This is a genomic window from Thermus tengchongensis (assembly GCF_021462405.1).
In the GTDB taxonomy this organism is placed as follows: domain Bacteria; phylum Deinococcota; class Deinococci; order Deinococcales; family Thermaceae; genus Thermus; species Thermus tengchongensis.
On the sequence record NZ_JAKEDU010000024.1, the window covers coordinates 1 to 11,284 of the forward strand.

General features: G+C 67.7%; 10 protein-coding genes and 3 pseudogenes. 7 read left to right on the forward strand and 6 right to left on the reverse strand.

All coding sequences use genetic code 11. The features are described from left to right. Nucleotides 1–137, reverse strand: a pseudogene (locus L1087_RS12990) (transposase); the annotation flags it as partial. Nucleotides 138–261: 124 nt separating this feature from the next. Here L1087_RS12990 and L1087_RS12995 point away from each other — a divergent pair. After that, the gene (locus tag L1087_RS12995) at nt 262–648 is read left to right on the forward strand and encodes an IS5 family transposase (RefSeq protein WP_038045814.1); all 387 of its coding nucleotides are present in this window, start codon (nt 262–264) and stop codon (nt 646–648) included. After that, nucleotides 645–1,139 (forward strand): transposase, encoded by a 495-nt coding sequence (locus L1087_RS13265; protein ID WP_326490735.1) that lies wholly within the window; start codon nt 645–647, stop codon nt 1,137–1,139. The genes L1087_RS12995 and L1087_RS13265 overlap by 4 nt, the downstream gene beginning before the upstream one ends. Before the next feature lie 91 nt (nt 1,140–1,230). Here the strand turns inward: L1087_RS13265 and L1087_RS13355 are convergent. Continuing rightward, nucleotides 1,231–1,428 (reverse strand): annotated as a pseudogene (locus L1087_RS13355) (transposase); the annotation flags it as partial. A gap of 42 nt (nt 1,429–1,470) precedes the next feature. Beyond that, nucleotides 1,471–2,085, reverse strand: a pseudogene (locus L1087_RS13010) (IS110 family transposase). Nucleotides 2,086–3,289: 1,204 nt separating this feature from the next. Here L1087_RS13010 and L1087_RS13270 point away from each other — a divergent pair. From L1087_RS13270 to L1087_RS13025, 3 genes are all read left to right on the forward strand, one after another. After that, entirely contained in the window at nt 3,290–3,574 is a 285-nt protein-coding gene (locus tag L1087_RS13270; RefSeq protein ID WP_267964945.1) for a hypothetical protein, read from the forward strand. Beyond that, nucleotides 3,561–3,920, forward strand: coding sequence for a hypothetical protein (locus L1087_RS13020; protein WP_234559298.1), 360 nt, complete (start codon nt 3,561–3,563; stop codon nt 3,918–3,920). The genes L1087_RS13270 and L1087_RS13020 overlap by 14 nt, the downstream gene beginning before the upstream one ends. Before the next feature lie 180 nt (nt 3,921–4,100). Next, entirely contained in the window at nt 4,101–4,274 is a 174-nt protein-coding gene (locus tag L1087_RS13025; protein ID WP_234559299.1) for a hypothetical protein, read from the forward strand. A 356-nt stretch (nt 4,275–4,630) separates the two neighbouring features. On the opposite strand, the gene L1087_RS13030 is transcribed toward L1087_RS13025, so the two are convergent. Both L1087_RS13030 and L1087_RS13035 read right to left on the reverse strand, forming a co-directional pair. Next, the gene (locus L1087_RS13030) at nt 4,631–5,113 is read right to left on the reverse strand and encodes an RES family NAD+ phosphorylase (RefSeq protein ID WP_234559300.1); all 483 of its coding nucleotides are present in this window, start codon (nt 5,111–5,113) and stop codon (nt 4,631–4,633) included. A 3-nt stretch (nt 5,114–5,116) separates the two neighbouring features. Then, entirely contained in the window at nt 5,117–5,494 is a 378-nt protein-coding gene (locus tag L1087_RS13035; RefSeq protein ID WP_135260250.1) for an antitoxin Xre/MbcA/ParS toxin-binding domain-containing protein, read from the reverse strand. A 237-nt stretch (nt 5,495–5,731) separates the two neighbouring features. On the opposite strand from L1087_RS13035, the gene L1087_RS13040 reads away from it, so the two are divergent. Together L1087_RS13040 and L1087_RS13045 are read left to right on the forward strand one after the other, a co-directional pair. Next, nucleotides 5,732–7,030 carry an esterase-like activity of phytase family protein gene (locus L1087_RS13040; protein WP_234559301.1) on the forward strand — a complete coding sequence of 433 codons (1,299 nt, stop codon included), beginning with the start codon at nt 5,732–5,734 and terminating at the stop codon, nt 7,028–7,030. A gap of 22 nt (nt 7,031–7,052) precedes the next feature. Continuing rightward, entirely contained in the window at nt 7,053–10,496 is a 3,444-nt protein-coding gene (locus tag L1087_RS13045) for an ExeM/NucH family extracellular endonuclease (protein WP_234559302.1), read from the forward strand. A 221-nt stretch (nt 10,497–10,717) separates the two neighbouring features. Here the strand turns inward: L1087_RS13045 and L1087_RS13050 are convergent, their stop codons facing one another. Next, nucleotides 10,718–11,158 (reverse strand): hypothetical protein, encoded by a 441-nt coding sequence (locus L1087_RS13050; RefSeq protein ID WP_234559303.1) that lies wholly within the window; start codon nt 11,156–11,158, stop codon nt 10,718–10,720. Between the last annotated feature and the right edge of the window lie 126 nt (nt 11,159–11,284).

The following is an 11,284-nucleotide window of genomic DNA, read 5'->3' on the forward strand; positions in this document are numbered from 1 at the left end:
GTCTTGCTGTGCTGGGGCCTGGCTTTGCCGTGGCCGGTGAGGAGGAGATAGAGCAGGGCTTTGAGGGACTCCCGGAGGTGGGGGGTTGGCAGGAGGGCTAGGAGGGTCCAGAGTAGAGCTTGGGCCGTCTGGTGCATGGCACCCTTCATCCGAAGGGAACCCGGCGGCCCTTTTCAAGTGGTCCCCGGGCGCATGGGTATGCGGGAGATGAATGAGTGCAAGTTCTGAGAGGCTGTCGTAAAAGTCTTGTATCCTTGAAGGGTGCAGAGGACACGCACATCTTACCCCAGCGACCTCAGCGATGAGGAATGGGCCATCCTTGAGCCCCTGATCCCTGCCCCCAAGCCCGGGGGTCGCCCGGCCAAGGTGCCTCGCCGAGAAATCGTCAACGCTATCCTGTATGTTCTGGAAAACGGCATCAAGTGGCGTGCCATGCCCCATGACCTACCCCACTGGTCCACCGTCTACCACTACTTCCGCAAGTGGCAGAAAGAAAGGGTTTGGGAGAGGGCAGCTCAGGCCCTGGTCCGGCGGGACCGGGAAAGAGAAAGGCGGTATGCCTCTCCCAGCGCCCTGGTGGTGGACAGCCAATCGGTGAAGACCACGGAAAAGGGGGGCCCCGAGGCAACGACGGGGCCAAGAGGGTGAAGGGGCGGAAACGCCAGGTGGTGGTGGATACCGGGGGGAGGATGCTCCGGGTGTACGTTCACCCGGCCAACGAACACGACAAGTGGGGTGGGAAAGCGGTTTTGGAGGGGATGGACCTTGGTCTGTGGCCGAGGGTGAGGAAGGTGTATGGGGACTGGGGCTACCGGGGCCTGAGGGGCTTTTTGGAGGCTCTGGGGTTAGAGCTGGAGGTGGTGGCCCATCCTTACGCCGGGGTGCGGGGGGTGTGGGTGCGGGAGGGGGAGGAGGTGNGGGGGGTGTGGGTGCGGGAGGGGGAGGAGGTGCCGGAGCTTCCCCGGGTAGAGGGCTTTAAGCCGTTGCCCAAGCGGTGGGTGGTGGAGCGGACGTTTGCGTGGTTGGGGAGGAACCGGAGGTTGAGCAAGGATTACGAGCAGCATCCTTCCGTCAGTGAGGCGTGGTTGTACTTGGGCATGCTACGCTTGCTGGTGAAGCGGCTGGCGAGGGCCGCGTAAGGGGAGGTGGGGGACTTTTACGACAGCCTCTGAGTATAGCATCCTCGGGGCTTCCTTTTCCTGCGATTCTCCCAGAACTCAGACTTGACCGCTATACTGCATAGAGCCCCAGGAACCGAAGAGCGGCAACGGGGTTGAAGGAGAAAACCTCCAAGGCCGCCTTCTTCCGGCGAACCCCTTTCCGGTTCAACCGCGAAACCAAGTGCGCCCGTAGAACCGCCAGCACCCCACCCCCACGCCCCCGCACCTGGCAAGCATCTTCCCGCAAAAGCACATTCCGCACCCAGAACCCACACTCCGCACCCCTCCCACGGTTGTGTTGCCGTGTTGTTTATCCAGCGGGGAGAGAGGCTGAGGGGATGTTCCTTCCCTGCCTCTCGTAGAACTCCCGTAGCACCCCCATCATCCGCCGCAAAAGCTTGTGGGCACGGCCACCAAGGCCTGCTTCCTCCTCTTCCCCCGCGAAAGCAGCCGCCGGTAAAACGCCCCCATCCCCTCGTCGTGCCGCACCGCCACCCGCGGCAAGCTCCCGGATCCGCCCCTCCACCTCCTCCAGAAGCCGCCGCACCCCCGAAAGCTCCTCCTCCAGAAAGGGCAGCACCTCCCCCTGTCCCATCCAAAGGGCCGACTCCCGCCGCTCGATGGCATGGACCCGGCGCCGTAGGTCGTCCCGGTAGCCCACCAGGGCCTTGAGGGCCCGCAGGGTCCTCTCGGGGAGCCTGGCCCGGAGCAAGGTGTCCCCATACACCCGCCCCAGCTGGGCGAGGAGGAGGGCGTCCTGGCGGTCGCTCTTGTTGTGCCTTCCAGAGGCTTGGCGGAAGGCGGCGGCCTGCCGGGGGTTGACGGCGGCCATGGGGAGGCCGGCCTCCAGGAGGGGGAAGCGGAGGGTGCGCTGGGGGGAGGGGGCGAGGAGGGCGAGGTCCAGGTGGGCTTTGCTCACGTCTATACCTGCGTGGAGGGCGGTTCACCTCCGAAGGGTTTAGTCCTGGGGTACCGAGCATGTGGGATACGGCCGCTTGGGGCCAGGTTGCCGTGCGGGAGAGGCCCGGGTCAGGTGGCCGCCCAACACCCTCACGGGCGTTTAGGCCCGGCGAGGTTTGCGGCGGGTACCCTCTCCCAACCCAGCTTGAAGATACATGCAAGTTTTGAGATAACCCCCCTGGCCTGGGGAGAGCCGGTGGCCCAAGGGCTCCCGTTCCATGGGGATGAGGCCCAGGCCTACCGCCCGGTGAAGGAGGCCCTCACCGGAAGGGGCGAGCACCGGAACCCCAAGGGCTTCCCCGCGGCCTGCACCAGCGAACACCTGGCCTGCCCAGCTTCTATCGGGGACGGGCTTTCCCGGAGGCGGGCGGGGGGCTGCTCCTGGGGGCGTGGTGCCCGGGGGGTGCAGGTGGAAGGGCTTTTCCCCCTTTGTCCCCGATCCGCGCCTCGAGGGCCTCAGGGCCCGGGCACGGGGGCTGAGGCGCTAAGCAACCCGTCGTGGCTTGCGCCACGACGGGGGCCCCAAAGAGGCCATGAGCGCGCCGCTTTGGCTTTGACCGGTGGGGCAACCTTTGCGTGCGGATGCTTAGACGGGATTCTGGCTGTCCAGTCTTACACCGCGATCCGCAAACGCTGGCAAGCCTTGCCAGCCTGCGGGCTAAGGGCCTTATGTCGGTTTTCCCTAGCAGTTTCCCTGTCTTGACCCAACGGGTACCCTCAAGCCTCCCGGGCCGGACGCCCCCCAGCACCCGGTTGGACTCTCACCTCGTGATCGAAAGCCAGGGCCCTAAGCAGCCACCCCTTAGAATCCGCATAGGGCGGCAACCAACCGACCCGGAGATGAGGAGGGTATGGGCTAGAGGCGAACCTTGGACTGCCCCAAGGGAGCCCGCAGGTAGGCGGGCCTTTCCTGGGGACCAGTGGACTCCTCAAGATACGGGCTGCGCCCGTGACCAAGATACGGGCTGCGCCCGTGACCAAGCTCCTGGTCCAGGAGGCTTTTTCAGAGATCGCCTGCGAGGTTTTCTTGGCGGTAGGGGCTTGTGGTTCTGCCTTGACGGAAAGCACAGGCGTTACGGGAACGCTATGACCTCTGGGAAGGGCTTACCGTGGTGGTGCCTGGGTACGCCACCTTTCGAGCCGCGGCGGAGCGAGGTAGCATGAAGGGGATGCAGGCCACCTTGCCCCCCAAGGTGCTGGAGGCGGCCCGCCGGGGGGAGGCCCTCCTGGAGGAGGCCCAGGCCCGGGGGGTGGTGCGGGCGTACCGGATCTACGCCAGCGAGGACGGGCTCCACGGCCAGGCCACCTACCGGGAGGGGGTGCCGGAAGAGGCCCTGGACCGCCTGGAGGAGGCCTTCCTGGACCTGGAAGACGCCCTGGACCTGGGGGTGGCTGTCCTTCTGGTGCCCGAGGTCCGTCACGGGCACAGCCCGTACCTTGATGCCCAGCCCTGAGGCCCACCGCACCCGGGCCTTGCGGGATGCGGGGCTCGCGGAAGGGCTGGCCCGGGAGGCCCCCGAGTGGGCGGCGGTCCTTCTGGCCCACGCAACCCACCACCTCCTCCTGGGCTGGACTTTTGCCCGGGCAGGGGAAGATCCCTTCCCCGAGAGCTACGAGGCGGCCTACCGCCGAATGAAGCAGGCGGGGGTACCCCGGCGGGCAAGGAAGATCCACCGTGAGCTTACGCGGCTGGCTTGGAAGGCCCGCTACCTTTGCCCTTCCGAGGAGGAGGCCAAAGCCCTCCACCAGCAGGCACAAGCGCTTTGGGAAGAACTTCTGGGGGTTCTGCCTCCTCCCTGACCAGCTGACCTTCGCGAGGCCGGGCCATCCCCGGCCCTTTTGCCTTCTGACCTTGGGGGTCTTCCGGCCCCTCGGGAAGGCATAGGAGGTGCCAGATGAAGGAGCTCAAGCTCACCCCTGAGCAGGCCGTGGCCCTCCTCAACCTTCTCTTTGGGGCCCCTACACTCCAAATGAACCTCTTTGGGACCCCTACCCCAAACGAACCTCCAGGCGGAGTTGGACTACGAGGGCTACCTGCCTAAGCCCTTGGGTCGCAGGAGCAGCCCGTACCTTGGGGAGGTGGGGGAGGCGCTGAAGGTTTGGGTCAGGGAACAGGGTTTGGCCCGCAAAAGCCCCACGGGCGGCTACTACTGAGGCTGTTTACCTAGAGCCCCTCGAGGTGCGCCCGGAGCGCCTCGAGGGGCTTCGGCGCATCCTGGAGCTCCGGGATGAGGCCATCCGGAAGGAGCGGACCCCGAAGGACATCCTCCCCTGGCACACCCTCGAGGGTCTGCGAACGGCCCTCCTTTACACCGCAGAGGCAGCGAGAAAGGCGGAGGAAGCCTTTAGGTCCTTCTGGAACCCAGGGGGAGAAGACAGGGGGCATCGCGTGAGGTGCCCTTATGCCCTTTCTAGGGCCTATGCTTTTCCAAAAAAGTCAGGTGGGGGCGGGGGGCCCAGCTTCTTTCGCGAAAGCTCTCTTTCGCGAAGGACAGGTCCGGAGCCTGAGGCTAGCCCCCCAGCCCCCTTGCCCGGGCCCAGAGGCCCTCGAGGCGCGGATCGGGAACAAAAGGGAAAGGCCCTTCCACCCGCACCTCCCGGAAGGCAGGATGGCGGGGATTGAGGACCAGGTTCCACCCCTCGGGCACCAGGACGGAAGGCACCCGCAGGGCCAGTCCCTCGCCCGCTTCTAGGAAAGCCCGTCCCACTTCTTGGGTGGAGGCCGGGTAGGGCAGGTTCCGCCAGTCCGGGGGCAGGGCCTCGGGTTCGCGGATCAGGGCCTCGGGTACCTCCAGGCGGAAGTAGACGTAGCCCCTTAAGGAGGAAAACTCCAGGGCGTAGGCCAGCCACTCCAGGACCGCCAGGGCCAGGTGCTCGCTGGCGTAGACCGCAAGGAAGCCCTTGGGGTTCCAGCGCCCGCCCCTTAGGGCCGCACCCCTCCCGCTGAGGGCCTCCGGAGCGTGGGCCTCCTTCACCAGGCGGTAGGCCCGCATGGGCTAGAGGTAGACCCCTTCCTCCAGGTTGTCCAGGAGGTCCAACACCGCTTCCAGCCCCGCCTCGTTGCCCGCGAGGTCCAGGGGCCTCCGGCCCCCCAGGGCCGGATTGGGGGCCTTGAGGAAGCGGCGGGCCCGGGCCTCGTCCCCGTGGAAGAGAAGGGCCCTTTCCCAGAGGCGGTAGAGGCGGTAGAGGCGGTCGGAGAGCTCGGGGGTGAGCCTCGGGCCTTGGCGCTGCAGGGTTCTGGGGGTGGTGCGCAGGGCCTGGGCCAGTTCCCCTTGGGTGAGCTCCAGGCTTCTGCGGACCTCCTCCAGGGCTTCCCTCGGGAGCCCTTGGGCCACCAGTTCTGCCCGGGCCAGGGGGGTGGCGGGTAGGGTCATGAGCTTATTGTCGTATTTGAAGCGACCACATGCAACCCCCGGGGACAAGGGATGGGCACGGGGCGGGGCCTACCCGCGGTTTTTGGAAAGGGACCGGCCCTAGAAAGGCCTGGAAGGCCCTCGAGGGGGGAGGGGGCGATAAATGCCCCGGGAGCAAGAGGAAGAGCCCACCCCTAGCCGCGTCTGCGGCCTGACCCTCCCCTGACCTGAGAAAGCTAACCTGCCCTTGGGTGACGTATGGAGCGCTGGAAACCTGTTGCAGGATTTATGGGTTTGATGGCGGTGACCTTGGGCTTACTGGGGCTTTTCGAGGCCCGTGGGGCGGGCCCGGAAGGCGCCCAGGTGGTGGGCGTCTACAGCCTTCCCCCGACCCCCATCCGGGCCCTCAACCCCCATCTGCGCCAAGAGGACGTGGATGAGGCGCTACGGCGGGGCTGGCCCGTGGCCGACCGCCCCGCTTTGGGCTCGGGCCTCTTCTACCTGGGGAACGGGCGCTTCCTAGGGCTAACCGACCGCGGCCCCAACGGGGACTGCCCTGGGGGCAAGTTTTTCCCCCTACCCCGCTTCGCCCCGGTGCTGCTGCCTTTCCGGCTGGACGAGGCCACCAAGACCATCCGCCTCGAGGCCCCCCTCCCCTTGCGCACCCCCGGCGGGGCCCCCCTCACCGGCCTGCCCAACCGGGAGGGAGAGGACGTGCCCTTCGCCAGCACGGAGTGCAAGGAGAAGCTCCCCCTGGACCCGAGCGGGGTGGACACCGAGGACGTGGCCGCCTTCCCCGACGGCCGGGGCTACCTCCTGGTGGAGGAGAACTCCCCCTCCGTCCTCTTCGCCGACGCCCGGGGCCGGGTGCTGGTGCGCTACACCCCCAAAGGGGTGCGCCTCCCCGCCCGCTACCCCGTGCGGGACATCCTCCCAGAGGTCCTGGCCCTTAGGCGCAACAACCGCGGCCTGGAGAACCTGGCCCTCTCCGGGGACGGGAAAACCGCCTGGGCGGTGCTGCAAAGCCCCATTGGCTCCACCCGTGACCCCGCCTTCGACGGGAGCCTGGTGGCCCGGGCGGTGCGGCTGGATGTCTCCGACCCCCTAAGGGCCCGGGTGACGGGGCTTTACCTGGTGCCCTTCTCCGACCCCAAGGACTACCCCAAGCCCAACCGCCCCCGGGACATGAAGTTCTCCGCCGCCAGCTGGGTGGAGGGGGAGAAAATCCTCCTCCTGGAGCGGGCCGAGGGCGGGGCCCGGATTTACCTGGTGGACTTTAGCCGCGCCACCAACCTCCTGGACCACCCCAAGGGGGATAGCCCCGAGCTGGACAAGGCGGGCACGGACTACGCCGCCTTGGGCATCCGCCTGCCAGAAAGGCGCCTCCTCCTGGAGACCTGGCGCCACCCGGCCTTTGACACGGACAAGCTGGAGGGGGTGGCCCTCCTGGAGGACGGGCGCACCCTGGCCCTCGCCGACGACAACGACTTCGCCATCACCGGTAAGGAGGGGCCTTCCCGGCTCTGGCTGGTGCGTCTGCCAGAGGCGCTGCGGTGAAACGAGGTGGTGGAGGAACGGTATGAGAGCGCGGTGGTTGGGACTGTTGGCGGTAGCCTCCCTGCTGGGAGCCTGCACGGGCCAACGCCCCCAGGCGGGGGAAACGGCGGTGCGGGTGCTGAACGCGCCCGAGACGGTGCAGGTGGTGACCCTCGAGGTGAACGGCACCCCCCAGGCCGTGGCCAAGGAGGGGGAGGTCTGGACGGCCCGGGTGCGCCTTGGGCCAGGGGAGCACACCTTTGTGGCCCGGGGTCTGGACGCCCCAGGCGGCGTGGTCCTCTACAAGGCCCACGAGCGCAAGCGGGTGACCCCGGGGCAGGAGGTGCGCCTTAGGCTTTTCCGCCTCACCTCGGACGTGCAGGTGGAGGTGGAAAACCCCGCCCCCGGGGAGAGCTATCTGGCCAAGGCGGGCGGGGCCATGGCGGCTTTGCCCGGGGGGCAAGGGACGCTCCAGGGGGTGCCCACGGGCCGGGGGGTGGCCCTCTTGGTGGAGGCGAGAAGCCCCTCGGGGATGCTCCTGCGCCAGGGGAGCGCCTCCTTTGACCTGTCCGAGGCGCCCCTTGCCGTGCGGGTATCCCTGCAGGCTGTAGCCCACCAGCCCCCACAGGTGGAACTCCAAGGGGCTTCCCAGGTGGAAAAGGGCCAGGCCTATGCCCTGCGGGTGGTGGCCCAAGACCCCAACCCCGAGGACCGGGGCGTAGCCCTCACCCGCCTCGTGGTGGAGTGGGGAGACGGGGCGCGAAGCGAGTTGGCCCTTTCTGGGCGCCAGGCGGTGCAGGAGCTAGCCCACACCTACACCGCTGCCGGGGCCTATACCCTCACGGTGCGGGTGGAGAACAGCGCCGGCCTGGCGGCGCAGGAGAGCCTCACCCTGGAGGTGCTGGAGCCGGAAACCCCCATCGTCATCGAGCCGGGGCCGGACCTGGCCCGGGTGGAGCTTGCGGTGAGCGGGGCACCGGAGGGGACCTCGAGCCTGGTGGCGGAGATCACGCCGGAGACCCCCCTGGTGCCCCAGTCCCTGAGGCCCCTGGACCTGAGGAACCGCTACCAGGTGCCCCTCTTCCCCCAAGGGGACCTCTGGCGAGGAGCCCTGCACCTGCCCCAGGGCTTGGGCTACCGCTTGGTCCTGGTGGCCCAGGCGGGCGGCCAGGAGGTGCGCTCCCGGGAGGAGGCCTTCCGCACCCAGGGGGCGGAGGTGCGGGTGGAGCTTCCCTTCGTGCCTGCCCCCGAGTACGCCTGCCCTGCGCCCGCCGCACCCCTCAAGGCCACGTACGAGGTGCAGGGCCGAGGGGACCGGAGCCCCCTGGTGGGGCAGACGGTAGCGGTGCGGGGGGTGGTGACCGCGGTCTTTCCCGGCCTCCAGGGTTACTTCATCCAAGACCCTCGGGGGGACGGGGACCCGGAGACCTCCGACGGCCTCTTCGTCTACGCCGCCAGCAGCAGCCTGTCCGTAGCCGTGGGCCAGTACGTGCAGGTGGTGGGCCCGGTGTCCGAGTACGCGGCGAGCGGGGATACCCTGGGCACCCTGACCCAGGTGCGGCAGAACAGCGTGCAGGTCTGCGGGGAGATGGCTCTGCCCCAGGCGGTGACCCTGACCCTGCCCGTGGCCGATTTGGAACGTTACGAGGGCATGCGGGTGCGGGTGGAGGGGCTCACCGTCACCGAGGTCTACGACCTGGGGCGCTACGGGCAGGTGACCCTGGCTCCCTTCCGCCTCCCCCACCCCAACGCCGACGGGGACCCCGCCACCCAGGTGGACCCCTCGAGGCCCCTCTACTCCGGCTACACCCTGGTCTTGGACGATGGCTCCACAGCCCAGAACCCCAACCCCATCCCCTACCTGACCCCAGGAGGCACCCTGCGGGTGGGGGACCGGCTCCTTCAGGCGGAGGGGATCCTGGAGTGGCGCTTTGGGGCCTACCGGCTCCAGCCCACCCAGGAACCTCCTTTTGCAACCGCTAACCCCAGGCCGCCGGCTCCAAGCCTCGGGGAGGGTTTGAAGGTGGCCTCCTTCAACCTGCACAACTGGTTCACCACTTTCTCCGGCACCTTCACCCCGCCAGGATGTGCCGCGAGCCATCAGCCCCGGGGGGCTAAAAGCGCCCAGGAGTGGGAGCGGCAGAAGGCCAAGCTGGTGGCGGCCCTTAGCGCCTTGGATGCGGACGTGGTGGCCCTCCAGGAGGTGCAGAACAACGGTGCGGAGGCCCTCGAGGCCCTGGTCCAGGCCCTGAACGAGCGCCTGGGCCCAGGCACCTACGCCTACGTCCCTGACCCCCAGGGGGGCCTGGGGTGCGACGCCATCAAGGTGGGGCTTCTCTACAAGCCCTCCCGGGTGGAGCGGGTAGGAGAACCCCTGGCCTTGGCCTCGGCCACCTTCGAGCGCTACCCCCTGGCCCAGGCCTTCCGCGACAAGGCCACAGGCGGGGTCTTCACCGCGGTGAGCGTCCACCTCAAGAGCAAGGGCAGTTGCGATGCCTCCGACCCCGACACGGGCCAGGGGTGCTGGAACGGGCGCCGCACCGCCCAGGCCCGGGAGCTCGCCGACTGGGTGGAGGGCACCCTGAAGGCGATGGACCCCGACGTGCTGGTCTTGGGGGACTTCAACGCCTACGAGGAGGAGGACCCCCTGGTCCTCCTCAGGGACCGGGGCCTTAGCCCCCTCCTCCGCGGGCACTACACCTACGTCTTCCAGGGGCTGACCGGGGCTTTGGACCACGCCTACGCCACCCCGAGCCTCACCGCCCAGGTGCGGGGGGCTTTGGTTTGGCACATCAACGCCGATGAGCCCCGGGTGCTGGACTACACCCTGGCCTACAAAGCCGACGACCGCTATGCGCCCGACCCCTACCGTTCCAGCGACCACGACCCCCTCCTCCTGGCCCTGGCCCTCACCGCCGACGCCCCGCCCTCGGGGGGTGGACCCGGCACGGGAGGAGCCACCTGCGCCCCGGAGGGGGCTCCCGTGGTCATCAACGAGTTCCGCTTCCGGGGGCCGAGTGGAGGAAACGACGAGTTCATCGAGCTCTTCAACCGCTCCTGCACCCCGGTGGACCTCACGGGATGGAAACTCCAAGGCTGGAGCGGAACTTCCTGGGGGGACCGGGCCATCTTGGCCAGCGTGACCCTGGAGCCCGGCCAGTACTACCTCCTGGCCAACACCGCCTCTGGGGGCTACAGCCTGAGCGTGCCCCCAGACCAGACCTACACCACAGGCATCGGGGATAACCGGGCGGTGCGCCTCCTGGACGCCCAGGGGCGGGTGGTGGACCTGGTGGGGTTTGCCGCGAGCGGGCAGTTTGAAGGGGCGGGCATTCCCGACGGCCCCACCGCTAACCCCCCAGGCCAGATCAGCTGGAAGCGCCTGCCCTCGGGTAAGGATACCGATAACAACGCCCAGGACTTCTTCTTTGGGGAAAACTGGGCCAACCCGCAAAACCGGCAAAGCCCCTTCTACGGCGACAACTGAGGCCGTCTCCAGGGGAGCGTGGGGGCCCCACGCTCCCCTCCCTTTTGAGTCAAAAGGCGCAGCTAGCCTAGCCCTAGCCCGAAACCCACTCCCCGCCCCTTACGTTTGAGGTGGCCTTGGACCTCTAAGGCGCTCGCCACCCGTTCCGGCGAGACGTCAAGGCGAAGATGGGGCCTAGAGGGCAAGGCGGATAGAACCCGGTGCGGGAGGGAAAGGAGCCTTTACCCCCAAGGATGGTGCTTCCCAATGGCAAGCCCTATCAGGAGGCCCTCCTCGTACCCGTAGATGAAGCTGTGGAGGTCCTTTTCGTCGAGAGGTCGGGCTAGGAGTTTTTCTTCTCCTTCCCCGCAGAGCCAGATCCCAAGGTCCGCACCGCGTTCCGTGAGGATTTCCCAAGCACCCCTCCACGAGTTGGAGCGGGCCGTGTCCCACACTTTGGACGGGGGAACGTTGGAGAGAGGTGGGGGAAGGTTAGGCTCTCCCGAACTTTCCTTGGCCTTCAACCCCTCGGCGAAGCCGGTTGTAAAACCCATAAGCCACCCACCTGCTTCCACCGTGGACCGCATGAGAATTCTTCTCCGCCAAGTTTCGATACGGCGGACAAGGCTAGAGAAGGGGTCAGAATTGGCCGGGTCCTGCCCGCGATTGGCGTCCGGGTCCATACCTTTACCTTAGCGCTTCAGGGCTTTTTAGGGCTAGAGCGTGTTAACGACTATAGACTGCAGCGATGAAGAGGAAAGCCTACCTCTCCGACGTGACGGACGAGGAATGGAGCCTGGTGGCCCCCT

Bases quoted from the DNA above. Each gene is read 5' to 3' on its own strand.
- L1087_RS13270 (WP_267964945.1), top strand. From the start codon at position 3,290: ATGCAGGCCACCTTGCCCCCCAAGGTGCTGGAGGCGGCCCGCCGGGGG.
- L1087_RS13020 (WP_234559298.1), top strand. From the start codon at position 3,561: ATGCCCAGCCCTGAGGCCCACCGCACCCGGGCCTTGCGGGATGCGGGG.
- L1087_RS13050 (WP_234559303.1), bottom strand. From the start codon at position 11,158: ATGGACCCGGACGCCAATCGCGGGCAGGACCCGGCCAATTCTGACCCC.
- L1087_RS13045 (WP_234559302.1), top strand. From the start codon at position 7,053: ATGAGAGCGCGGTGGTTGGGACTGTTGGCGGTAGCCTCCCTGCTGGGA.
- L1087_RS13040 (WP_234559301.1), top strand. From the start codon at position 5,732: ATGGAGCGCTGGAAACCTGTTGCAGGATTTATGGGTTTGATGGCGGTG.
- L1087_RS13030 (WP_234559300.1), bottom strand. From the start codon at position 5,113: ATGCGGGCCTACCGCCTGGTGAAGGAGGCCCACGCTCCGGAGGCCCTC.
- L1087_RS13035 (WP_135260250.1), bottom strand. From the start codon at position 5,494: ATGACCCTACCCGCCACCCCCCTGGCCCGGGCAGAACTGGTGGCCCAA.